The sequence below is a fragment of the Tumebacillus lipolyticus genome, assembly GCF_042682745.1.
GTDB lineage: Bacteria > Bacillota > Bacilli > Tumebacillales > Tumebacillaceae > Tumebacillus_A > Tumebacillus_A lipolyticus.
This window is the reverse complement of record NZ_JBHUIO010000023.1, coordinates 40,257-63,835: the sequence shown is the minus strand read 5'-3', so window position 1 is coordinate 63,835 and position 23,579 is coordinate 40,257. Positions and strand designations below refer to the sequence as shown.

The following is a 23,579-nucleotide window of genomic DNA, read 5'->3' as shown; positions in this document are numbered from 1 at the left end:
CTCAGTTGGTAGAGCAACTGACTTGTAATCAGTAGGTCGAGGGTTCGACTCCTTTCGCCGGCACCATACTTGCAAGAATGAAAAACCCACTCCTGATGGAGTGGGTTTTTTCGTTTACTTTTTGATTCCGTCAAAAAACAGATCTGCATAGATGTCGGCGATCGCCTGCGAGCGGAGCGTTCCATCCTCTTGATACCAGCGGAACACCCAGTTGCACGCTCCCAAGATCGCAAGCGCTGTCATCCGCGGATTGCCAGGCCGGAACTCGCCCGCCTCAATCCCCTCAGCGAGCAAACGCGTCCACAGGTCGAGATACAGATCGGTCGCCTCTTTGACCACCTGCTGCGGCCGCTCCCCGAGCGCCACCGATTCGCGCAGCAACACGGTCGAGAGCTGGACGTCGTGCGTGATCAGCTCCAGATGCATCGAAAGCGCTTCCTTCATCTTGTCCTGTGCAGAGCGTTCGGAAGACAGGATCCGCTCCATGCGCTGATTGAATTCGGTGATCGCACGCTGCGCCAAGCCGAGCAGAAGATCCTCTTTCCCCGAGATGTAGTGATACAGCGAACCTTTCTGCAACCCCACCGCATCGGCGATGTCTTGCACCGAAGTCGCGTGGTACCCCTTTTTCTCAAAAAGCTCGACCGCCGCTTGGACGATCTCCTCATATTTATTCGATGCCATCGAGGCTCTCTTCCCCTCTTTCTTCGGTAAACGACCCAAGGCATAAGCCAGAAAGGGTGTGACACCCTATAATAAGCAAAATCATACTCGCTCTGCCACTTCCAAGTCAACAAATAGCAGACCTGCTACATAAAAAGAATGGAGGCGAAACTCATGCGCACCATCGTGTATGAAGCGCTGATCTTCGATATTGACGGCACGCTCTACCAGACGGAAAAAGTGGCGCTTCCCGCCTTTCACTCCCTCTTCGAAGAGCTGAAGAGACAAGGGATCTTTCGCGGAGAATCGCCGACCGAGGAAAAGATCGTCGCTTGCTTCGGCATGACGATCCCCGAGCTGTGGGAAACGCTGTTGCCCGACGCGACGATGGAGGAGCGCGATCGCGCGAACGAACAGCTCGCACAGGCGGAGCTCGACTTGATGAAGCGAGGTCGCGGACAGCTGTACCCCGGTGTGCAAGCGACTCTGCGACAGCTTCACGAACAGGGGGTCAAGCTGTACACCGCATCGAACGGTGAACAGCGCTATGTCGAGACGGTGGTGGAGACGACAGGCATCGCCCCTTACTTCACCAAGCTGTTCAGCGCGGGCGAATACAAGACGAAGAAAAAAGAGGAGCTGGTCGAACGGGTGCTCGATCATGCGGGCACGAGGAGCATCGTCATGGTCGGGGATCGTCGCTCAGATATCACGGCTGGCAAGGCGAACAATCTTTTAACGGTCGGGTGTGATTTCGGATTTGCCGGGCAAAATGAATTAGGGGATGCCGATCTGATCATCGAACAGTTTGTCGACCTTTTCCCTGCACTGCAAAAGCTCGCACAGCAAAAGGTCAAATAAGGTCAAGAAAATCGAAGAGAGACGATCCAATCCTTTCGCTAATCGACCAAAATTCCCGCAATTCACCGTAAAAACCTTAAAAATGCGCTTGGGTATTTAGGGCGTCCTGCATATAATAAATACAAATGGTCAACATTAGTCAAAGTCAAAGAAAATGTATAGAGGAGGGGGGGATCTGGCACCATGCGCAACATATCAGACATCATCGAACAGCATATCAAGAAGATCATGACCAGCTCAGATGGCGGAATCGCAGAGATAAAACGCGGCGAGCTGGCCGACATGTTCAATTGTGTGCCCTCCCAAATCAACTACGTGATCTCCACACGCTTCACCATAGAAAAGGGTTATGTTGTCGAATCGAAACGAGGAGGAGGCGGCTTCATCCGGATCACCAAAGTCGGACTTGAGCTGAAGCCCACTTTGCACCGCGCCATCCTCGACTTGATGGGCAGCTCGCTGACCGCCAAGGAAGCGGAGGGCCTGATCCATCGCCTGCATGAAGAGAGCGTGCTCACGGCCCGCGAAGCGAGAATGATGCGCTCCGTCGTGTGCATCGACATCTTAGGTCTCACCCCGGCTACCAGAGATCAGATCCGCGCCAACTACCTGTCGGCGATGCTGGTCGCCTTGCTCAAAGGATAAGTGCAGAAGGAGGAAACTGTATGCTCTGTCAGCGTTGTCAACAGCGAGATTCTACCGTCCATTTTACAAAGATTCTCAATGGAAACAAAAGTGAGATCCATCTTTGCGAAACGTGCGCCCGTGAAAATGGCGAGTTGATGATGAAGACTGGTGAACACTTTTCCTTTCAAAATCTGCTCAGCGGGCTGCTCGGTTTTGAACAGCTGGGCAGCCAGAGTCAAGCGGTCGGCGGCGGGCGATCCGCTTCGAGCCGTTGCACCACCTGCGGTCTCAGCTATCAAGAGTTTGCCGACCATGGACGGTTCGGCTGTGCCGACTGCTATCGAAGCTTCGGCACGCGGCTAGAGCCGCTGCTTCGCCGCATTCATGGCGGCGCCACCACACACACCGGGAAAGTGCCGCACCGCACCGGGGGAATCATCAGACAGCGCAAGGAGATCGAATCGCTTCGCCAAGAGCTCCAACAGATGATTCAACTCGAACATTTTGAGGAGGCGGCACTGCTTCGCGACCGCATTCGCGAGCTGGAACAAAAGACTGGCGCCGGAGGGATGTGAGCATGTCGATCAAAGATTATGTGCAAGACAACAGCTGCTGGATGAGCGACGAAGGCCCGCACTCCGACATCGTCATCTCGACGCGCATCCGCTTGGCGCGAAACTTGGTCGATCATCCGTTTCCGATGCTGGCGAGCGATCAAGAGGCGGAAGAGATCGTGCAGAAAGTCGGCGCCGCCCTCGCAGCCGAGCCTTTCGGGAAGCAAGAGGGCGACCGCTTCGAACTGATCGAGCTTGACACGATCACTCAGCTCGACCTGCAGACGTTAGAAGAGAAATACCTGATCTCCAGCACCTTGGTCGAGCAGGCGGACAAAGGAGCTGTGGCGATTCGAGCGGATGAGCTCGTCTCGATCATGATCAACGAGGAAGATCACCTGCGCTTGCAGGTGCTGATGCCGGGGCTACAGCTCTCCGAGGCGTGGGAGATGGCGACGCGCATCGACGACCAGCTCGAAGCGAGCTTAAACTATGCGTTCGATGAGCGCTTCGGCTATCTGACCGCCTGTCCGACCAACGTAGGCACCGGCATCCGCGCTTCGGTGATGCTGCATCTGCCCGCGCTGGTCGCCACCGGGCAGATCAACCGCGTGCTCTCCGCGCTCGGGCAAGTGGGGTTGGTGGTGCGCGGGGTGCATGGCGAAGGAACGGAAGCGATCGGCAACCTGTTTCAGCTCTCCAACCAGATCACCCTCGGCCAATCGGAGGAAGAGGTGATCTACTCCTTGGAGACGGTCGCCCAGAAAATGATCGAACACGAGACGCAAGCAAGGCAATATCTGCTGCAGGAGAGCCGCGAGGACATCGAAGATCGCATCGCGCGCTCCTTTGGCATCCTCGCCTATGCGCGGCGGCTCTCCGCGAAGGAGACGATGCAGCGCCTGTCTGACATTCGCCTCGGCATCGACCTCGGCGTGATCAAAGGCATCTCCAAGAACATCCTGAAAGAGCTGATGGTCACGACCCAGCCCGCTTTTTTACAAAAAAAATCGGGTGTCGCACTGGCTCCGGGCGAGCAAGACTGGCGGCGCGCCGAACTGGTCCGCGAGCGGTTGCGCAGCGGAGCAGGTCATATCTGATCTGACGAAACGAATACACTCAACTACCGCTTGGAGGTGGATTTCCATGATGTTTGGACGTTTTACGGAGCGAGCACAAAAAGTTCTCGCACTCGCACAGGAAGAAGCTAGCCGTCTCGGACACTCCGGGGTCGGCACCGAACATATTTTGCTCGGTCTGGTTCGCGAAGGGGAGGGCATCGCCGCCAAAGCGCTCGTGTCGCTCGGCCTGTCCAGCGATAAGATTCAAAAGGAAGTCGAGAAGATCATCGGCCGCGGGCCGGGTCAGTCGGCAGGCATGGCCTACACGCCTCGCGCCAAAAAGGTGATCGAGCTTTCGATCGATGAGGCGCGCAAGCTGGGCCACAACTATGTCGGCACCGAGCACATCCTGCTCGGCCTGATCCGCGAAGGCGAAGGGGTGGCAGCGCGCGTGCTCGCCAACTTGGGCGTCTCGCTGAACAAGGCGCGCCAGCAGGTGTTGCAACTGCTCGGCGGCGATGCGCATGAAGGTCATCAGGAAAACCAGCAGTCGGCCAACACGCCGACCCTCGATTCTCTGGCCCGCGACCTGACGCAGATGGCGCGCGACCAGAAGCTCGACCCGGTCATCGGCCGCTCCAACGAGATCGAGCGGGTGATCCAAGTGCTCTCCCGCCGCACCAAGAACAACCCGGTGCTGATCGGGGAGCCGGGCGTCGGGAAGACGGCGATCGCAGAGGGGTTGGCACAGCGCATCGTCGACAACGAAATTCCAGAGACGCTGCGCAACAAGCGAGTGATGGTGCTCGATATGGGCACGGTCGTCGCCGGCACCAAGTACCGCGGGGAGTTTGAAGACCGCTTGAAAAAAATCATGGATGAGATCCGCGCGGCGGGCAACATCATCCTGTTCATCGATGAGCTGCACACGCTGATCGGCGCAGGCGGTGCGGAGGGGGCGATCGACGCATCGAACATCCTCAAGCCTGCGCTCGCACGCGGCGAGCTGCAATGCATCGGCGCGACGACGCTCGACGAATACCGCAAGCACATCGAAAAGGATGCGGCGCTCGAACGCCGCTTCCAACCGATCGTCGTCGATCAGCCGTCGAAAGAAGAGGCGATCCAGATTCTGCTCGGGCTGCGCGACCGCTATGAAGCGCATCACCGCGTCAAGATTCTCGACGAGTCGATCGAAGCGGCCGTCAAGCTGTCGGATCGCTACATCACCGACCGCTTCCTGCCAGACAAAGCGATCGACCTGATCGACGAGGCGGCCTCTCGCGTCCGCCTGCGCAGCTACACCCAGCCGCCAAACTTAAAAGAGCTGGAAGAGAAGCTGGAAGACATCCGCTCGGAAAAAGAGTCGGCGGTGCAGTCGCAGGAGTTTGAAAAAGCGGCCTCGCTGCGGGATACGGAGCAGAAGATTCGCGAAGAGCTGGAAAACCGCAAGCAGGAATGGCAGCAGAACCAAGTCAAGAAAGATTCGGAAGTCACCGCAGACGACATCGCCGACATCGTCGCATCTTGGACCGGCATTCCGGTGAAAAAGCTGGAAGGCGAAGAGTCGGAGCGCCTGCTCAGGATGGAGGAAATCCTGCATCAGCGCGTCATCGGTCAAGATGAGGCGGTCAAGTCGATCTCTCGCTCGATCCGCCGCGCGCGCGCAGGTCTGAAAGATCCGAAGCGCCCGATCGGCTCCTTCATCTTCCTCGGCCCGACGGGCGTCGGGAAGACGGAGGTGGCAAAAGCGCTGGCTGAGGTGATGTTCGGAGATGAGGGCGCGATCGTGCGCATCGACATGTCCGAATATGGCGAGCGACACTCCACCGCTCGGCTGGTCGGAGCACCTCCTGGGTATGTCGGGTATGAGGAGGGTGGTCAGCTCACCGAGAAGATCCGGCGCAAACCATACTCGGTCGTGCTGTTCGACGAGATCGAAAAAGCGCATCCGGAAGTGTTCAACGTGCTGCTGCAGGTGCTCGATGATGGTCGCTTGACCGACTCGAAAGGCAGAACGGTCGATTTCCGCAACACGGTGATCATCATGACGTCGAACGTCGGCGCTGCGGCGATCAAAAAAGGCGGTGCGCTCGGCTTTACCGCCAACCGCGAAGCGAACTATATCGACATGAAAGATCGCGTGATGGAAGAGCTGAAGAAGCAATTCCGCCCCGAGTTCTTAAACCGCATCGACGACACGGTCGTCTTCCATCAGCTCGATGAGTCGCACATCAAGGAGATCGTCACGCTGATGAGCGACGAGCTGCGCCGCCGCCTGCGCGAGAACGATATCCATTTCGACCTCACCGAAGAGGCCAAGGCGTTTTTGGCAAAAGAAGGGTACGATCCGCAGTACGGCGCCCGCCCGCTCAAGCGAGCGATTCAGCGCCACATCGAAGACCAGCTGTCAGAAGCGCTGCTCTCCGGCACGGTCAAAAAGGGTGACAGCGTGCTGATCGACGCGGTAGAAGGTCGTCTCGAAGTGAAAAAACTAGGAACCGCCTCGACCAACGTGTGAGGTGACGTTTCGCAAGCGAAGGTCCGGCGCAACTGCAGCCGGGCCTTTTTTTTCCAAAAGCCACCCTTGTTGATTCGAGCGCTTTCGTTTATGATGAAGATTGGAACCTTTTTGTAGGATCTCTCAGAATGGGGACAATTATGGCAAAGTATAAATCAAAATTCGTGTGCCAAGACTGTGGATATGAAAGTCCGAAGTGGATGGGCAAATGTCCAGGATGCGGCCAGTGGAATACGATGGCGGAAGAGGTTGTCAGCAAGGGGGCACCGGCGCACATCGGCTCGCAGGCAGGCGTGCAAGCGGAGCCGGCAAAAGCGCACAAGATCACCGAGATCGACACGGTGGATGAAGCGCGGACGCACAGCGGAATGGTCGAGTTCGACCGCGTGCTCGGCGGCGGTGTCGTCAAAGGGTCTTTGGTGCTGGTCGGCGGCGACCCTGGCATCGGCAAATCGACGCTGCTCCTGCAGACATCCAACTCGATCGCCAAGCTCGGTCACAAAGTGCTGTACGTGTCGGGCGAGGAGTCGGCGAAACAGATCAAGCTCCGAGCGGACCGCTTGGAGGCGCTGTCCGACCATCTTTTCATCCTACCGGAAACAGATCTTGAGCGGGTGGAGCAGCACATCAAGCTGATCAACCCTGATTTTTTGATTGTCGATTCCATTCAGACGGTGTACCGTCCAGGCTTGCAATCTGCGCCGGGCAGTGTGGGGCAGGTGCGCGAATGCACCGCGTTTTTGCTTCGCATCGCCAAATCGCTCGACATCGCGACGTTTATCGTCGGCCATGTGACGAAGGAAGGCGCGATCGCAGGCCCGCGAATGCTTGAGCATATGGTGGATGCGGTTCTGTATTTCGAAGGAGAGCGCCACCACACCTATCGAATCCTGCGCGCGGTGAAAAACCGCTTCGGCTCGACCAACGAGATCGGAATCTTTGAGATGCGGGAGAAAGGGTTGGAGGAAGTGCACAACCCGTCTGAGCTGTTTCTCTCCGAGCGTCCGCACGGCGTCGCCGGCTCCTGCGTCATTGCCAGCATGGAGGGCACGCGCCCGGTGTTGGTCGAGATTCAGGCGCTCGTCACGCCTTCGAGCTACGGCAATCCACGGCGCATGGCGACCGGGCTTGACCACAATCGGGTCAGCCTGATCATGGCGGTGCTCGAAAAGCGGATGGGGCTCTATCTGCAGTCGCAGGATGCATATGTGAACGTCGCAGGTGGCGTGCGCCTCGATGAGCCGGCGGTCGATCTGGGCATCGCGCTCGCGCTCGGGTCGTCGTTTCGGGAGAAGGCGATGCAGCCGACCGACTGCTACATCGGAGAAGTCGGGCTGACCGGCGAAGTGCGCGGCGTCTCGCGCATCGAGCAGCGCGTGCGGGAGGCGATGAAGCTCGGGTTCACCCGGGTGATCGTGCCGACGAAAAACCTGCGCGGTTGGCAGCCCCCATCAGACATTCAGGTGATCGGTGTCGAGACGGTACAGGAGGCGTTCCAAGTAGCTTTAGGGGGATGACAGGATGAGAGACGATATTAAAAAAGAAAACCTGATCAACAAAATCCTCCGCTTCATCGCACCGGGCACCCCGCTGCGGGACGGCTTGGAAAACGTGTTGCGAGCGAAGACGGGGGCTTTGATCGTGATCGGCAACTCCCCGCAGGTGATGGAGCTCATCGACGGTGGATTTTCGATCGACTGCGAGTTTACGGCGGCAGGCCTGTATGAGCTCGCCAAGATGGACGGTGCGATCATCCTCTCGGATGACGGCAAGCGAATCTTGTACGCGAACACGCAGCTGAACCCAGACCCATCAATCCCATCCTTTGAGACGGGGACGCGCCATCGCACAGCGGAGCGCGTGGCGAAGCAGTCGGGCCATCTTGTCGTCTGCATCTCGCAGCGCCGCGATGTGATCACGCTGTACCAATCCAATTTTCGCTACACGCTCAAAGATATCGGTGTGATCTTGACCAAAGCAAACCAAGCGATCAACACGCTTGAGAAATACAAATCGGTGCTCGACCAAGCGATGACCAACCTCTCGGCGCTCGAATTTGAGGAGCTGGTCACCCTAAACGAGGTGGCGCTCGTCATCCAGCGCATCGAGATGGTCTTGCGCATCAAGGCGGAGATCCGCCGCTACATCACCGAGCTCGGCACCGAGGGGCGCCTGATCTCCATGCAGCTCGAAGAGCTGGTCTCGAAGGTGGATGAGGAAGCCTACCTGCTGGTGAAAGACTATTGTCGTGACCCGGATGTCACCCCGCACCACATCTTGCAAGAACTGCATGCGCTCAACTCGGACGATCTGCTGGAGGGCAACATGCTGGTGAGAGTTTTGGGGTACTCGGGGAACATTAATATTACCGAGGAGCCCGTCTCCTCGCGTGGCTATCGGATTTTGAACAAGATTCCGCGCCTTCCGCAGCCGGTCATCGAAAACTTGGTGGAAACTTTTTGCTCGCTACCACGTATTTTAACTGCAAGCATCGAAGAGTTGGACGACGTGGAAGGGATTGGGGAAGTTCGGGCCCGCGCGATCAAAGAGGGGCTCAAACGCATTTCCGAACAGGTGTTTATCGACCGGCACATTTAACCTGTCGGAGAGGGAGGTACTGGATCGAAAATGATAGTACGTCGCGCTTTACCAAGCGTTTTTACTGTTGGGAACTTATTCTTAGGTATCATATCTATCATCGTTGCGTTTCAAGGCAATTTTGATTGGGCAGCGCTGTTGGTGATCATCGGCATGCTGCTCGACGGGCTCGATGGCCGCGTTGCGCGCATGCTGAATGCGCAGAGCGAATTTGGCAAGGAGCTCGATTCGCTGTCAGACGTGATCTCCTTCGGGGTGGCGCCCGCCTTTATCATGTATGGCGTGGTGCTGAACAAACTGGGCTGGATCGGCATGGTGATCACGGCGATCTTCCCGATCTGCGGTGCGCTGCGGTTGGCTCGCTTCAACGTTGCGACCGGGTCGCCCAACTACTTTGTCGGCTTGCCGATCACGGCGGCTGGCGGCGTGTTGGCGACGCTCGCCCTCTATCATGATCTGCTGCCGTCGCCGAACATCACGCTGCCGCTGCTCATGGTCTTTCTCGCCTATCTGATGGTGTCGAACGTCAAATACCCGAACTTCAAGAAGGTCGGGATTCCGAAAGCTACCTATTACATCGTGCCGGTGATTCTGCTGATCGTGCTCGGCACGTTCTTCTTCTGGCCGCAATATGTGAATCGACTGATCTTCCTGCCGCTCGCCTGCTACGCGCTGTACGGCGTTTTAAAAAAAAACGGAAAAAAGAAGCGCCGCAAAAAGAAAGCAGTAGATGATTCTTTCAATTCGTTCGTAAAATGATCTATCGCCCAAGAAAAGCCACAGGGATACGAAACCCTTGTGGCTTTTTTGCGTATGTATCAGTATGCCCCATCTGTCATCTGTGCACTTCGACAAAATGTGACTAGTTGTTGACGGATTGCATATTGCTGTGGTAGTATATATGATTCGAAATTGACTGTGCAGTCGATTTGTGGTATGCTAGTGTTCGAACTCATAAAGACGTCAAGGGACGTCTTTCTTTCTTAAAAGTGATGTTAAAGGGTCTGCCTACGTTTTGATGACCGTTTCCTTGTCTATAATGCTTGATATGGAGGTGACATTCCTGTGCTAAAACGCATTGTGCATCTGTTTTTTGCCGTGATCGGGATCGTGTTGGGCTACAAGTTTGCCCCCGGGCTGTTCAGCTTGATCAAGCTGGATATCAACCCGTTTGTACACCCGATCTTCGGTGCGGTGTTGGGCGGCTCGCTCTTTATTCTGGCGACGAGCTGGATCGTAGATTATACGGTGAGCTTGATCAAGTGGTTTGAAGAGAAGATGATCAAAACCCCGTTCCCCGACGTTGTTGCCGGAGCTTTCGGGATGGTTCTCGGTCTTATCATCGCGTACCTGATGGCACCGGCCATCGCGCTGATTCCGGTCGTCGGTCAGGTCGTTCAATTCTTTGCGAGCGTGCTGCTCGCCTACATGGGGTATCGCTTCTTCTTCACCAAGCGGGAAGATCTGATGAGCTTCTTCCCGGCTCGCCTGGGCGGCAAGGAGAAGGGGAAGGCGGAGGGAGCGCTCCGTCCGGGAGAGGCGAAGATCCTGGATACGAGCGTGATCATCGACGGACGGATCGCCGACATCGTCAAGACGGAGTTTCTCGATGGCGTGCTGATCATTCCATCGTTCGTGCTGGAGGAGCTCCAGCACATCGCCGACTCCTCCGACGTGCTCAAGCGCAACCGTGGACGCCGCGGGTTGGACATCCTGAACAAGATCCAAAAGGAACTGAAGATCAAAGTGCAGGTGATGGAGATCGACTTCGAAGAGATTCAAGAGGTCGATTCGAAGCTGGTGCGCCTCGCCAAGCAGATCAACGGGAAGGTCGTCACCAACGACTTCAACCTGAACAAAGTGTGTGAGCTGCAGGGAGTCGGCGTGCTGAACATCAACGATCTCGCCAACGCGGTCAAGCCGGTCGTCCTGCCTGGCGAGGAGATTTTCGTGCAGGTGATCAAAGATGGCAAGGAGCACAATCAAGGGGTCGGTTACTTGGACGACGGCACGATGATCGTCGTCGAAGGTGGACGCGACTTTATCGGCACTCGCTTAGAGGTGTTGGTGACCTCGGTGCTTCAGACTTCGGCCGGACGGATGATCTTTGCCAAGCCGAAGATGCTGGAGCGAGCTCTTTGATTCACATCGCGCGTAGTAGGTGCCGTACCCCTGTGGTGCGGCCCTTTTTTGCTTGCAACCCCAAGTTGGTTGGTGTATAGATAAAACGAGACGTCAACGCGTGGAGGAGATTCCCGATGCATACGGAAGTGATCGTTGTCGCAGCAGGCAGCGGCACGCGGATGGGCAGCAGGATCAAAAAGCAGTATCTGCCGCTTGCCGGCGTGCCCGTGCTGGTGCGAACGCTACAGGTGTTGGCAAGTTGCCCGTCGGTCGACCGGATGGTTCTGGTCGTCTCTGCCGATGATAGGGAATATGTAGATAAGCATGTGAAAGACCATCAGATCAGCAAGGTGGGCGCGATCGTCGAGGGCGGTCGCGAGCGTCAAGACTCGGTGCGGCGCGGACTGGGCGCACTGCTCGAACGAACGGCGCTGGTGGCCGTTCACGACGCGGCCCGGCCGCTGGTCACGGTGGCAGAGGTGGAGGCGGTGCTGCGAGCGGCGGAGCGCGAGGGCGCAGCGACGCTCGGCGTGGCGGTCAAGGACACGATCAAGCGGGTGGTGAACGAGCAGGTCACCGAGACGCTCGATCGCCGCGAGCTGTTTGCTGTGCATACCCCGCAAGCATTTACGCGCCCGCTCTTGGAGCGCGCACATCGAGCGGCGCAGCAGCAGGGCGGCATCAGCACGGATGATGCGTCGCTCGTCGAGTGGGTGGGCCATCCGGTGCGGATGGTAGAAGGGCTGTATTCGAACATCAAGATCACGACGCCAGACGATCTGCTGATCGCCGAGGCGCTGTGGAAGAGGAGAGGGGAAGAGGGACGATGATGCGAGTGGGCATGGGTTATGATGTGCATCAGCTGGTCGAAGGGCGCGACCTGATCTTGGGCGGTGTGCTGATCCCGCACGACAAGGGGTTGCTCGGACATTCGGATGCGGACGTGCTGCTGCATGCGATCAAGGACGCGCTGCTCGGAGCGATCGGGGAGGGTGACATCGGCAGGCATTTTCCTGACACAGATCCGCAGTTTGCCGGTGCGGATTCCCTGAAGCTGTTGACGCATGTGTGGAGCATGGTCACCGATCGCGGCTATGCGCTCGGCAACCTCGACTGCGTGGTCATGGCGCAGAAGCCGAAGTTGGCCCCTTATATCGAAGAGATGCGCGGGGTGATCGCGCGCGAGCTTCAGGCGGAGCTCAGCCAGGTCAACGTCAAAGCGACGACGACCGAAAAGCTCGGCTTTGTCGGCCGCGAAGAGGGCATGGCTGCCCAAGCGGTCGTGCTTCTCGTCAAAAAAAGCTAAACCTGTTACAATGAAGTGATGTTTATCTGCAAGGAACTCATTTTGATGGAGGTTATTCACGATGACGGTACGCTTGCGTTATGCACCAAGTCCGACCGGACATTTACATATCGGCGGCGCGAGAACTGCGCTGTTCAACTACCTGTTTGCGAGAAAGCACGGAGGCACCTACATCCTGCGGATCGAGGATACAGACCTTGCGCGCAACAAGGAAAATGCGGAGCAAGGTTTCATGAAGGGCTTTCGCTGGCTCGGCCTGAACTGGGACGAAGGTCCAGAGGTGGGCGGCGAATACGGTCCGTACTCCTGCATGGAGCGCTTGGACATCTACCAAGCGCATATCGATCGACTGCTGGCAGACGGGCTTGCCTACCCCTGCTACTGCACCGAAGAGGAGCTGGAAGCGGAGCGCGAATCGCTGATGGCGCAAGGGCAGATGCCGCGCTACATGGGCAAATGTCGCCACCTGACCGCAGAGCAGCGCGCCGAGTTTGAGCGCGAAGGCCGCAAGAAGACGATCCGTTTCAAAGTGCCGGCAGACAAGGTCTATAAGTTTCACGATCTGATCCGCGGCGATGTGGAGTTTGAGTCGAACGGGATCGGCGATTTTGTCATCGTCAAAAGCGATGGCGTTCCGACCTACAACTTCGCGGTCACCGTCGACGATGCGCTGATGAAGATCTCCCATGTCGCGCGCGGGGAAGAGCATCTGTCCAACACGCCGCGCCAACTGATGCTCTATGAAGCGTTCGGCTGGCAAGCGCCCGAGTTTGCCCATCTCCCGCTGATCCTGAACGAGACTGGGAAAAAGCTCTCCAAGCGCGATGAGTCGATCATTCAGTTTATCGAGCAGTATGAGGAGCTCGGCTATCTGCCAGAAGCGATCAACAACTTCTTGGCTCTGCTCGGTTGGTCGCCCGTCGGGGAGCAGGAGATCTTCTCGCTGGACGAGCTGGTCGAACAGTTCTCCTTCGACAGGGTTTCCAAGTCGGGCGCGATCTTCGACAAGGACAAGCTCGCCTGGATGAACGGACAATACATCAAGGCGGCAGATCTCGACCGCATCGTCGAGCTGACGATTCCCTTCTTGCAGGACGCAGGTCGCATCGGAGCTGATTTTGACCGCGAGTGGGTGACCCAGCTGATCTCGCTGTACAAAGACGGCATGACATCGCTGTCGGAGATCGTGGAGCTGTCGGCGATGTTCTTCACGACAGAAGTTGCATATGATGATGAGGCGAAGGCGGTTTTGGCGGAAGAGTCGGTGCCGGTCGTGCTGCAGGCGTTCCGCGACAAGCTGATCGCGCTGGATGACTACACGGCTGACAACATCAAGGCGGCGCTCAAAGAGGTGCAAAAGGAGACGGGCTTCAAAGGGAAGCAGCTGTTCATGCCGTCCCGCGTGGCAGCAACCGGCCAGACGCACGGCCCAGATCTCAACCTGTCGCTGTTCCTGCTTGGAAAAGAGACGGTGGTCGCTCGCCTCGGCAAGTTGATCGCAGGGTAGGGATTTGTTACCATAGAAGAGAACAGAACGGAAAGATCAAGCGCAAGGAAGAAGTAGAGGAGCACAGCCTGCCAGAGAGCACCGCCCGGAGCGAACCGTATCGATCGCCCCGGAGCTGAGAGCGGTCGCGAGGAATTGACTCTTTGAATGCGCCTTGCGGTTCGCGGGAGGAAATGCCCGACGGGTCACCGCCGTTATCCGGTGCAGAAGCGGGTGCTTTTTCGTTTAGATCATGTTGCGAATCGGCACCAAGCAGAGTGGAACCACGGCATAAGACCGTCTCTGTCTGATCGGGCAGAGGCGGTTTTTATTTAGGTGAGGGAGTGGACTCATATGTTCGAACGGATGCGTGAAGACATTCAAGTCATTTTTAACCGTGACCCGGCGGCGCGCTCCACGCTGGAGGTGGTGCTCACCTACTCCGGCCTGCACGCCCTGTGGTTGTACCGCGTTGCCAACTGGTTGTGGAGAAAGAAGCTGCGCACAGTTGCTCGCCTGGTCTCGCAGTTTTCGCGCTGGGTGACGGGGATTGAGATACATCCGGGGGCGACGATCGGTCGCCGTCTGTTTATCGACCACGGGATGGGTGTGGTGATCGGGGAGACGGCGGAGATCGGCAACGATTGTACGCTGTATCAAGGCGTGACGCTCGGCGGTACGGGCAAGGAGCGAGGCAAGCGACACCCGACCCTCGGCGACAACGTGCTGGTCGCCTCGGGGGCGAAAGTGCTCGGCTCGTTCACGATCGGCTCCGGGTCGAAGATCGGCGCGGGATCGGTCGTGCTGCGCGAAGTGCCGCCCAACTCGACGGTGGTCGGCATCCCGGGCAAAGTGGTGATCCAAAACGGTCGTCGGGTGGACGATATGGAGCAGTGCAACCTGCCCGACCCGGTCGCTGAGCAGATCAAGCAGTTGCAAGGTCAGATCGACGAGTTGAAAGAGGAGCTAAAACGACTACAAAAAAGCGAAGGAGAGGCTGTTGATGGCACTTCACGTGTATAACTCGTTAACACGGCAAAAAGAGAAGTTTGAGAGCATCGAGCCCGGGAAGGTCAAGATGTACATCTGCGGACCGACCGTCTACAATTATTTTCACATCGGCAATGCGCGTCCGTTCATCGTGTTCGACATGATGCGCCGCTATCTCGAATCGATCGGCTATGAAGTGAACTATGTCCAAAATTTTACCGATGTTGACGATAAGATCATCAAGCGCGGCCAGGAGGAAAACCTGACCCCGCAGCAGGTGGCAGACAAGTATATCGAGAGCTATTTTGCAGATGCGGATGCGCTGCACATCCGCCGTGCCACCGCGCACCCGCGGGTGACCGAGGAGATGCCGGAGATCATCGCCTACATCGAAAGGCTGATCGAGCTCGGCCATGCGTACGAGTCGGAGGGCGACGTTTATTTTGACACGACCTCGTTCGAAGGCTATGGCAAGCTGTCCGGGCAGACGCTCGACAACCTGATCGTCGGTGCCCGCGTGGAAGTGAGCCATCTGAAAAAGCACCCGACCGACTTTGCGCTTTGGAAAGCGGCCAAAGAGGGCGAGATCGCGTGGGATTCGCCGTGGGGGAAAGGGCGTCCGGGCTGGCACATCGAATGCTCGGCGATGAACCTCAAGTATCTGGGCGAGCAGATCGACATTCACGGCGGCGGGGTCGACCTGACCTTCCCGCACCATGAGAACGAGCTGGCGCAGACGGAGGCGTGCACGCACAAGCCGTTCGCAAAATATTGGCTGCACAACGCGTTCGTCAACCTCGGCGACGAGAAGATGTCCAAGTCGACCGGCAACTTTTTGACGACTCGCGATCTGCTGCAAAACTATTCGGGCGAAGTGCTGCGCTTCTTGCTCCTGTCGGCGCACTATCGGAACCCGGTCAACTTCTCCCTTGAGCTGGCAGAAAATGCGAAGGCGGGCTATGAGCGGATCACGACGGCGATCACCAACCTGTCGCACCGAGTAGAGAGCGCGTCAGAAGGTCATGCTGATAGTGTGGACGCAGACCGCTATCGCCGCGCGTTTCAAGCGGCGATGGATGAGGATTTCAACACGGCCGATGCGATCACGGTGATCTTCGACCTCGTGTCGGATGCCAACCTCTACCTGCGCGGAGAGCGGGTGGAGAAGCAGGCGCTGACCGCCTACCTGCAACTGCTGGAGGAGTTCCTCGACATCTTGGCGCTGACCCCGGCCGAGGAGGAAGCCGCGCTGGACGCGCAGGTCGAATCGCTGATCGAGGAGCGCAACCTGGCGCGGAAAGAGAAAAATTGGAAGCGTGCCGATGAGATTCGCGACGAGTTGACCGCGATGGGCATCGTGCTGGAAGACACGCCGCAGGGCATACGCTGGAGACGGAAGTGAATCGATGACAGAGGAACATGCTGGAATCAGGCAGCTTTTGAACAGACAGACCAAGCCGGTGAAAAAGCCGCAGGAGATGACCGGGCTCGCGCTCGCCTACATCGGCGATGCGATCTGGGAGATCTTCATTCGCGAGCATCTCGTGCAGAGCGGCGAGATGAAGCCTGACCGCCTGCACAAGTTTGCCACCAAATATGTGAAGGCGAAGGCGCAATCGGACGTCTTGCACATGCTGATGCAGACGTTGAGCGAAGCGGAGCAGACGATCGTCAAGCGCGGTCGCAATGCGAAGTCGGGCTCCACACCGAAAAACGGCAGCCTGATCGACTACCGCCATGCCACCGGGTTTGAGAGCTTGATCGGATATCTGTATCTGCAAGGGGAATTTGACCGCTTGCAGGAGCTTGCGAGCATCGCGATCGCTTGGCTTGAGCGAGCGGAGAGCCAACCTGACGAGACTATGACGAAAAAGGATGAATGCAGATGAGAAGAAGCAAGGAGAAAGAGCGAGCACCGCGCAAAGGAAAAGGTTTTGGGACGGAGCGCAGAAGCGCAGGAGCGGAGCGCCGAGGACCGGCGGCGGAGCGCAGGGAGCGTCCGGCTCCAGAGCGAGAGCGGGTCGAACGCGCAGTCAAGGGCGAGCCTGCAGTCGCAGCGAGCAACAATGAGCAGGTCGAAGGGCGCCATCCGGTGATGGAAGCGCTGAAGTCGGGGCGCGAGATCAACAAGATCCTCGTGGCAGAAGGTGCGGCCGGCTCGATCACCGAGCTGATGGCAAAGGCGCGCGCGAAGAACATCATCGTGCAGAGCGTGCCGCGGTCGAAGCTCGACCTGATCGCCGAAGGGCGCAACCACCAGGGGATCATCGCCTACATCGCAGCAAAAGAATATGTGGAACTCGACGTGATTCTCCAAGCGGCGAACAACTCGCCGCGCCCGGGGCTGATCATCGTGCTCGACGAGATCGAAGACCCGCACAACTTGGGCTCGATCCTGCGCTCGGCGGACGGCGTCGGCGCGCACGGCGTGATCATTCCGAAGCGCCGTGCGGTGCCGTTGACCGCGACGGTGGCAAAAGCGTCGGCAGGGGCGATCGAACATGTGCCGGTCGCGCGCGTCCCCAACATCTCGCAGACGGTCGAGCAGTTGAAGAAAGAAGGGTACTGGGTGGTCGGCACCGATGTGGACGGGGAGCAGATGTATCATCAGGTCGACATGGCGGGACCGACGGTGCTGGTGATCGGCAACGAGGGCAAAGGGCTCGGCGAGGTGATCAAAAAGCGTTGCGACTACCTGGTGCGGCTGCCGATGATCGGCAAGGTGCAATCGCTCAACGCGGGCGTGGCCACTGGGATTCTGCTGTACGAAGTGCTCCGTCAGCGCGGCGAAAAGAAATAGCCTTGTGTGAAGTCTGATGCGTGAAGTCCTGATTGTTGACGGGTACAACATCATCGGCGACTGGCCGGAGCTGCGCGCTCTGAAGCGCGAAAGTTTGGAGGCGGCCCGCGATGGGCTGCTCGACGGGCTGAAAGAGTACAAGGCGTTCACCGGGCGCGAGGTGATCGTCGTCTTCGACGCGCATCTCGCGCTGGGTGGACAAGCGCTTGAAGTGCACTCGGGGATCGAAGTCTACTACAGCGATCAGGAAGAGACGGCAGATGAACTGATCGAGCGGTTGGTGTACGATTTCCTGCGGGAAAAGACCAGGATGCACATCTATGTTGCGACGAGCGATTTTGTGGAGCAGCAGGTCACCTTTGGCGGCGGTGCGCTGCGCATCTCAGCGCGCGAGCTGCGAACGGACGTGCAGACGGCAAAACGACAGATACGCGAACAGGTAGATCGGCAAAACGGCGCCCGCAATGTGATCGACGACCATCTCTCGCCACAGGTGCGGGAGATGTTTGAGAAGTGGCGCCGCGGTTAGGCTGCCAGCCAGGTCGGCTGGCAGCCGTTTGTTCATAAAATGTTCAAATTTTAAAGAAGGAAATGACGGAAGTTAGCAATTGACCCTGCTAGATTACATAAAGTATAATGGGGTCATCTTGGCGCAACGCCTTTTAGTCGGAGGGATGAGAAGTGATAAGCATTCCTACAGGTCAAGTGCAGCACGATCTTGAAGCGATGTCTGATGAAGACTTGGTCGAACTTGTGCGACAGGGCGATGACGAAGCGCTTGAACATCTGATTCACAAATACAAGAACTTCGTTCGAGCCAAGGCACGCTCCTATTTTCTGATCGGGGCGGATCGCGAGGATATCGTGCAAGAGGGAATGATCGGCTTGTACAAGTCCATTCGCGACTTTCGAGATGACAAGTTAGCATCCTTCAAGGCTTTTGCTGAACTTTGCATCACCAGACAAATCATCACTGCGATCAAGACGGCGACGCGTCAGAAGCACATTCCCTTGAATTCTTACGTTTCCTTGGACAAGCCGATCTACGACGAAGACTCAGATCGGACGCTGCTCGATGTGATCTGCGGCTCCCGCGTCACAGACCCGGAGGAGCTGATCATCAACCAGGAAGAGTTTGATGACATCGAGGTGCGAATGGGAGAGATTTTGAGCGACTTGGAACGCAAGGTGCTGATGCTCTATCTGGACGGGCGATCCTATCAGGAGATCGCCGTTGACTTAAAACGTCACGTCAAGTCGATCGACAACGCTCTGCAGCGGGTGAAACGCAAGTTGGAACGCTATTTGGAAATTCGAGATGTCAACTGACAGAAGAGGTAGGTCATCGAGAGAAGCCTACCTTTTTTTGATGTCTCCTGCCGTTTATTTGCTAAGCGGGATGTCAATCCTAGTATCAAGGGAGTTCGGTTGACATCAAGTAGCCGTTGTGCTAAATTTATATGGGTATCCATGAGAATGGACGAGTTTTGATATTTGAGCATCCAGCTAGGAGGTGTCATAGATGCGAGTTAACGTGACCCTGGCTTGCACCGATTGCAAGCAGCGCAACTACATCACCAAAAAGAATAAGAAGAACAACCCCGACCGCATCGAGATGAAGAAGTATTGCAAGTTCTGCAACACTCATACTGCGCACCGTGAAACTCGCTAATGGTGCCCTGTTTTAAGGGGGAAAACACTCATGGCTAGTTCTGTTGCAGGTGAACAGAAGCAAGCGCGTCCCGGATTTTTCAAGCGTTCGATTCAGTTTTTCAAGGACGCTTGGGGCGAACTTAAGCGCGTTCGCTGGCCCAATCGCAAAGAGCTCGTGAGCTACACGATGGTGGTCATGGGAACGTGTATTTTCATCATCCTGCTGATCTTCGGTTTCGACCTTGGGATCAGCTACTTGCTCAAGCTGATCGGGCTTGGTGCATAGTAGACGGCGCAAAGTAGACACAGTAACTTTTCACCAAACTAAGGGGGGAAGGGCATCCTGCCCTCGCGGACATGGAACAATTAGAGAAACGCTGGTATGTCGTCCATACCTACTCCGGTTACGAAAACAAGGTGAAGACCAACCTTGAAAAGCGTGTGCACTCGATGGAGATGGAAGACAAGATCTTCCGCGTCCTCGTCCCGGTGGAAGAGGAGACGGAGATCAAAAACGGCAAGAAGAAATCGGTGATGCGCAAAGTCTTCCCGGGCTACGTGCTCGTGGAGATGATCATGACCGATGACTCTTGGTATGTCGTTCGCAACACACCAGGTGTAACAGGCTTTGTCGGATCTGCTGGGGCTGGTTCCAAGCCGACTCCTCTGTTGCCGTCTGAAGTCAAAGCCATCCTCAGGTCGATGGGTGTGGATGAGACTCGCAAAAAGGTGGATTATACCCTCAAAGAAGCCGTTCGCATCGTCGAAGGGCCATTTGCAAACTTTGTGGGTTCGATCGAGGAGATCCAAGAGGACAAGCAAAAGCTCAAAGTTCTGGTCTCTATGTTCGGACGCGAAACCCCACTTGAGCTTGACTTCGAACAGGTGGAGAAGTTATAATCTTGTCTGGTATTGCGTTGGTCTGTGATCTCACCCATCATAGGCCACTTTTAGTGGGAGGGCTAGTCCCGTTGACCACATCTTGTGAAGAAGGAGGTGGACGTAGTGGCGAAAAAAGTTACCAAGATCGTAAAGCTGCAAATTCCGGCAGCAAAGGCCACCCCTGCTCCGCCGGTAGGTCCGGCACTCGGTCAAGCTGGGGTAAACATCATGGGCTTCTGCAAGGAGTTCAACGCTCGTACTGCTGAGCAAGCAGGCCTGATTATCCCGGTTGTCATCACGGTTTACGAAGATCGTTCCTTTACCTTCGAAACCAAGACCCCGCCGGCAGCTGTTCTGCTGAAAAAAGCAGCAGGCATCGAATCCGGTTCCGGCGAGCCGAACAAGAAGAAAGTTGCAACTGTTAAGCGTGATAAGGTTCGCGAAATCGCAGAATCGAAAATGGTAGACCTGAACGCAGCTTCCGTTGAGGCAGCTATGCGCATGGTCGAAGGCACCGCACGCTCTATGGGCATCGTAATCGAAGACTAATTCGAGAGATTAGCTTCGTTTCTTCGTCGGGTTGGTGGGTCCCCTGCCAACCCTTATTCGTGGGAGGTTACTCTGTACCGTCACTACCACATAAGGAGGAAAGAACATGGCAAAAGCAGGCAAGAAGTATCTGGAAGCTGCAAAGCTGGTCGACCGCGACACTCAGTATGAGCCGTCCGAAGCGATCGAGCTGGTGAAAAAGACCGCTACAGCGAAGTTTGACGAAACTGTAGAAGTTGCTTTCCGTCTGGGCATCGACCCGAAGAAAGCGGATCAAGCGATCCGCGGTGCGGTCGTTCTGCCGCACGGCACCGGTAAAGTATTGCGCGTTCTTGTGTTCGCGAAAGGTGACAAAGCAAAAGAAGCTGAGGCTGCTGGTGCAGACTTCGTCGGCGATGAAGATATGATCAACAAGATCAACCAAGGCTGGTTCGATTTCGACTCCGTAGTCGCAACTCCGGACATGATGGCTTCGGTTGGTAAACTCGGCCGCGTGCTCGGTCCGAAAGGTCTCATGCCGAACCCGAAGACCGGTACCGTTACGTTTGACGTGACGAAGGCTGTAAACGAGATCAAAGCGGGTAAGATCGAATACCGCGTTGACCGCGTTGGTAACATCCATGCTCCGATCGGCAAAGTTTCCTTCGACAACGAAAAGCTGATCGAGAACTTCAACGTGCTCGTTGACACCATCCAAAAAGCGAAACCGGCTGCTGCAAAAGGCCAGTACATGCGCAGTGTCACCCTGTCCTCCACCATGGGGCCGGGCGTGAAAGTCAACTTGCAAAAAGTAACACAGTAATCGGAAGTAATAAGCTTTGACTTTCGTAGTCAAGCGTGATAATATAGCTTCTGTTGCGAAGTGAATAACAACGAACCGCAGACAGCAGGTGTCAGCATGCGCTGACTTAATAGCCTGCCGAGGATCAAGAAGTTAAGCCGTTTGGCTTTCACCTTTTAGGTAACTTATGCCCTCGTAGCTTGTCTGCGGGGGTTTTCTTCTTGATCAAGAAGCACACAGGAGGTGTAACGATGGGAATCCGTGAGGAAAAAGTGGCTCTCGTGAGCGAGATCGCTGAGAAGCTTCAGAACTCCAAGTCTACGATCATCGCAGACTACCGCGGTCTGACTGTAGGCCAGGTAACCGAACTCCGCAAACGTCTGCGTGAAGCAGGTATCGAGTTCCGAGTTCTGAAAAACACCATGACCCGTCGTGCTGCTGAACAGGTCAACCTGGGCGAAGTCAACCAATACCTGACTGGCCCGAACGCAATCGCGTTCTCCAATGACGATGTTGTAGCACCGGCGAAAATCCTGAACAGCTTTGCGAAAGAGCACAAAGCTCTTGAGCTGAAAGCAGGGATCGTTGAGGGCAAGGTAATCAACGTTGAAGAAGTGACCGCTCTGGCTGAACTGCCGAACCGCGAAGGCTTGCTCTCCATGCTGCTTAGCGTGCTGCAAGCTCCGATGCGCAACCTGGCATACGCTGTTTCGCAAGTGGCTGAGCAAAAAGAACAGGCGTAACCATTACGTTCTGTCACCAAAATCGACACCATTTTTAGGAGGGTACTCTAATGTCTAAAGAGCAAATCATCGAAGCCATTAAAGGCATGTCCGTTCTCGATCTGAACGATCTGGTTAAAGCAATCGAAGAAGAATTCGGCGTAACTGCTGCAGCTCCGGTCGTTATGGCTGGCGGCGCTGCTGGCGGCGCAGCTGTTGAAGAACAATCCGAGTTCGACGTAATCCTGACCTCTGCTGGCGCTTCCAAGATCAACGTTATCAAAGTTGTTCGTGAGCTGACCGGTCTCGGCCTGAAAGAAGCGAAAGAGATCGTTGACAACGCTCCGAAAGCTCTGAAAGAAAAGATCTCCAAAGACGAAGCAGAATCCATCAAAGCGAAGCTCGAAGAAGCTGGCGCATCCGTCGAAGTGAAGTAATTGCCCTTTCGGCGAAACGAAGCACCTTGCCATGTGGCAGGGTGCTTTTTCTTTCACTGTGGAGCGTTGTTGTTAAAAAGGAAAGAAATGGGCAACGTATACTTTGGGAGGTGTGTTCGTGGCCGATCACTATTTTACCAACCAGCCGAACGTGGAGCATGAGCTTCGCACCATCCGCGTCACCTTGCGCGGTTTCGATCTCACGTTTTGGACAGATGCAGGCGTATTCTCCAAGGGAGGTGTCGATTTCGGAAGTCAGCTCCTGATCGAGACGATGGACATTCCGAAAGGTGCCAAAGTGCTCGATGTGGGATGTGGGTATGGACCGATTGGAATCACAGCTGCTCGACTTGCGGAAGATGGGGATGTGACGATGGTCGATGTGAACGAGCGAGCGGTAGAGCTTGCGCGCAGAAACATCGAGCAGAACGGGGCGCGCGGGGCGAAGGCGATCGTCAGCGATCGGTTTGAACAGCTCGCGGCCACTCGATATGATCGCATTTTGACCAATCCGCCGATCCGCGCCGGAAAAGCGGTGGTGCATTCGATCTTCGAAGGAGCGGTCGATCATCTGGCCGAAACGGGAGAGCTCTGGGTGGTCATTCAAAAAAAGCAAGGCGCTCCCTCTGCAAAGAAAAAGTTGGAAGAGCTGTTTGAAAGCGTTGAAGATGTGGCGCGCGACGCCGGGTATCGCATTTTCCGCTGTCAAGGTGTGCTGAGAAAGTAAGATACTTGTAGGTTGACACCGTTTTTCCATTGTAGTATAGTTATTAAATGCAAAATGCCAAAGTGCCCCCATGTGCATTTTTCCTGAAGATCGGCTCATCAGAGCGCTTCTGAATAAATCGTGGGCATTCTGGTAACGACTAAATATTACGTGGTTTTTTGAAATGTGTTTACATAACGTATCGCATTTTATTTTTTTGGTGCGAGCGAGTGTGTGGATCAAAGGTATGAGGGGTGA

At 56.1% G+C, this 23,579-nt stretch carries 27 protein-coding genes and 1 other annotated feature; of the genes, 26 read left to right on the top strand and 1 reads right to left on the bottom strand.

The window, feature by feature from the left end; genetic code table 11:
* Nucleotides 1–114: 114 nt before the first annotated feature.
* Nucleotides 115–684: a TetR/AcrR family transcriptional regulator gene (locus ACFSOY_RS20770; RefSeq protein ID WP_386049763.1), complete on the bottom strand. Its 570-nt coding sequence runs from the start codon at nt 682–684 to the stop codon at nt 115–117.
* Nucleotides 685–837: 153 nt separating this feature from the next.
* Between ACFSOY_RS20770 and ACFSOY_RS20765 the strand changes: the two genes are divergently transcribed.
* The 26 genes from ACFSOY_RS20765 (at nt 838) to ACFSOY_RS20640 (ending at nt 23,342) form a co-directional block, all read left to right on the top strand.
* Nucleotides 838–1,524 (top strand): HAD family hydrolase, encoded by a 687-nt coding sequence (locus tag ACFSOY_RS20765; protein WP_386049762.1) that lies wholly within the window; start codon nt 838–840, stop codon nt 1,522–1,524.
* A 183-nt stretch (nt 1,525–1,707) separates the two neighbouring features.
* A complete protein-coding gene (locus ACFSOY_RS20760) occupies nt 1,708–2,169 on the top strand; it encodes a CtsR family transcriptional regulator (protein WP_386049761.1) in 462 nt (153 codons plus the stop codon).
* A gap of 137 nt (nt 2,170–2,306) precedes the next feature.
* Nucleotides 2,307–2,726 carry a UvrB/UvrC motif-containing protein gene (locus tag ACFSOY_RS20755; protein WP_386049760.1) on the top strand — a complete coding sequence of 140 codons (420 nt, stop codon included), beginning with the start codon at nt 2,307–2,309 and terminating at the stop codon, nt 2,724–2,726.
* A 2-nt stretch (nt 2,727–2,728) separates the two neighbouring features.
* Nucleotides 2,729–3,805: a protein arginine kinase gene (locus ACFSOY_RS20750; protein WP_386049759.1), complete on the top strand. Its 1,077-nt coding sequence runs from the start codon at nt 2,729–2,731 to the stop codon at nt 3,803–3,805.
* 46 nt (nt 3,806–3,851) lie between these two features.
* The gene (locus tag ACFSOY_RS20745) at nt 3,852–6,287 is read left to right on the top strand and encodes an ATP-dependent Clp protease ATP-binding subunit (RefSeq protein WP_386049758.1); all 2,436 of its coding nucleotides are present in this window, start codon (nt 3,852–3,854) and stop codon (nt 6,285–6,287) included.
* 140 nt (nt 6,288–6,427) lie between these two features.
* Nucleotides 6,428–7,804: a DNA repair protein RadA gene (gene radA / locus ACFSOY_RS20740; RefSeq protein WP_386049757.1), complete on the top strand. Its 1,377-nt coding sequence runs from the start codon at nt 6,428–6,430 to the stop codon at nt 7,802–7,804.
* A gap of 4 nt (nt 7,805–7,808) precedes the next feature.
* The gene (disA, locus tag ACFSOY_RS20735) at nt 7,809–8,885 is read left to right on the top strand and encodes a DNA integrity scanning diadenylate cyclase DisA (RefSeq protein WP_386049756.1); all 1,077 of its coding nucleotides are present in this window, start codon (nt 7,809–7,811) and stop codon (nt 8,883–8,885) included.
* A gap of 33 nt (nt 8,886–8,918) precedes the next feature.
* A complete protein-coding gene (gene pssA / locus ACFSOY_RS20730) occupies nt 8,919–9,644 on the top strand; it encodes a CDP-diacylglycerol--serine O-phosphatidyltransferase (protein WP_386049765.1) in 726 nt (241 codons plus the stop codon).
* A gap of 306 nt (nt 9,645–9,950) precedes the next feature.
* Nucleotides 9,951–11,027: a PIN/TRAM domain-containing protein gene (locus tag ACFSOY_RS20725; protein WP_386049755.1), complete on the top strand. Its 1,077-nt coding sequence runs from the start codon at nt 9,951–9,953 to the stop codon at nt 11,025–11,027.
* A 116-nt stretch (nt 11,028–11,143) separates the two neighbouring features.
* On the top strand, nt 11,144–11,839 hold the full coding sequence (gene ispD, locus ACFSOY_RS20720) for a 2-C-methyl-D-erythritol 4-phosphate cytidylyltransferase (protein ID WP_386049754.1): 696 nt from the start codon (nt 11,144–11,146) through the stop codon (nt 11,837–11,839).
* On the top strand, nt 11,836–12,315 hold the full coding sequence (gene ispF, locus ACFSOY_RS20715) for a 2-C-methyl-D-erythritol 2,4-cyclodiphosphate synthase (RefSeq protein WP_386049753.1): 480 nt from the start codon (nt 11,836–11,838) through the stop codon (nt 12,313–12,315). Before ispD ends, ispF begins: the two co-directional genes overlap by 4 nt.
* A 61-nt stretch (nt 12,316–12,376) precedes the next feature.
* On the top strand, nt 12,377–13,822 hold the full coding sequence (gltX, locus tag ACFSOY_RS20710) for a glutamate--tRNA ligase (RefSeq protein ID WP_386049752.1): 1,446 nt from the start codon (nt 12,377–12,379) through the stop codon (nt 13,820–13,822).
* Nucleotides 13,823–14,155: 333 nt separating this feature from the next.
* Nucleotides 14,156–14,824: a serine O-acetyltransferase gene (gene cysE / locus ACFSOY_RS20705; protein WP_386049751.1), complete on the top strand. Its 669-nt coding sequence runs from the start codon at nt 14,156–14,158 to the stop codon at nt 14,822–14,824.
* Complete coding sequence (gene cysS / locus ACFSOY_RS20700) at nt 14,805–16,193, top strand: cysteine--tRNA ligase (RefSeq protein ID WP_386049750.1); 1,389 nt, start codon at nt 14,805–14,807, stop codon at nt 16,191–16,193. The genes cysE and cysS overlap by 20 nt, the downstream gene beginning before the upstream one ends.
* Before the next feature lie 4 nt (nt 16,194–16,197).
* Entirely contained in the window at nt 16,198–16,680 is a 483-nt protein-coding gene (locus ACFSOY_RS20695) for a Mini-ribonuclease 3 (protein WP_386049749.1), read from the top strand.
* Entirely contained in the window at nt 16,677–17,591 is a 915-nt protein-coding gene (gene rlmB / locus ACFSOY_RS20690; protein WP_386049748.1) for a 23S rRNA (guanosine(2251)-2'-O)-methyltransferase RlmB, read from the top strand. Before ACFSOY_RS20695 ends, rlmB begins: the two co-directional genes overlap by 4 nt.
* Nucleotides 17,592–17,607: 16 nt before the next feature.
* Entirely contained in the window at nt 17,608–18,120 is a 513-nt protein-coding gene (locus ACFSOY_RS20685) for an NYN domain-containing protein (RefSeq protein WP_386049747.1), read from the top strand.
* Nucleotides 18,121–18,272: 152 nt separating this feature from the next.
* Nucleotides 18,273–18,920 carry an RNA polymerase sporulation sigma factor SigH gene (gene sigH / locus ACFSOY_RS20680; protein WP_386049746.1) on the top strand — a complete coding sequence of 216 codons (648 nt, stop codon included), beginning with the start codon at nt 18,273–18,275 and terminating at the stop codon, nt 18,918–18,920.
* A 193-nt stretch (nt 18,921–19,113) separates the two neighbouring features.
* A complete protein-coding gene (gene rpmG, locus ACFSOY_RS20675) occupies nt 19,114–19,263 on the top strand; it encodes a 50S ribosomal protein L33 (protein ID WP_386049745.1) in 150 nt (49 codons plus the stop codon).
* A gap of 30 nt (nt 19,264–19,293) precedes the next feature.
* Nucleotides 19,294–19,530: a preprotein translocase subunit SecE gene (secE, locus tag ACFSOY_RS20670; RefSeq protein WP_386049744.1), complete on the top strand. Its 237-nt coding sequence runs from the start codon at nt 19,294–19,296 to the stop codon at nt 19,528–19,530.
* A 71-nt stretch (nt 19,531–19,601) separates the two neighbouring features.
* The gene (nusG, locus tag ACFSOY_RS20665) at nt 19,602–20,144 is read left to right on the top strand and encodes a transcription termination/antitermination protein NusG (protein WP_386049743.1); all 543 of its coding nucleotides are present in this window, start codon (nt 19,602–19,604) and stop codon (nt 20,142–20,144) included.
* A 105-nt stretch (nt 20,145–20,249) separates the two neighbouring features.
* Complete coding sequence (rplK, locus tag ACFSOY_RS20660; protein ID WP_132946757.1) at nt 20,250–20,675, top strand: 50S ribosomal protein L11; 426 nt, start codon at nt 20,250–20,252, stop codon at nt 20,673–20,675.
* 106 nt (nt 20,676–20,781) lie between these two features.
* Nucleotides 20,782–21,477: a 50S ribosomal protein L1 gene (gene rplA, locus ACFSOY_RS20655; protein WP_386049742.1), complete on the top strand. Its 696-nt coding sequence runs from the start codon at nt 20,782–20,784 to the stop codon at nt 21,475–21,477.
* A 57-nt stretch (nt 21,478–21,534) separates the two neighbouring features.
* Nucleotides 21,535–21,684 (top strand) — a sequence feature (ribosomal protein L10 leader region).
* A gap of 23 nt (nt 21,685–21,707) precedes the next feature.
* Complete coding sequence (gene rplJ / locus ACFSOY_RS20650) at nt 21,708–22,199, top strand: 50S ribosomal protein L10 (RefSeq protein WP_386049741.1); 492 nt, start codon at nt 21,708–21,710, stop codon at nt 22,197–22,199.
* A gap of 50 nt (nt 22,200–22,249) precedes the next feature.
* Entirely contained in the window at nt 22,250–22,615 is a 366-nt protein-coding gene (gene rplL, locus ACFSOY_RS20645; RefSeq protein WP_386049740.1) for a 50S ribosomal protein L7/L12, read from the top strand.
* 118 nt (nt 22,616–22,733) lie between these two features.
* Nucleotides 22,734–23,342 (top strand): class I SAM-dependent methyltransferase, encoded by a 609-nt coding sequence (locus tag ACFSOY_RS20640; RefSeq protein ID WP_386049739.1) that lies wholly within the window; start codon nt 22,734–22,736, stop codon nt 23,340–23,342.
* Nucleotides 23,343–23,579 lie beyond the last annotated feature (237 nt).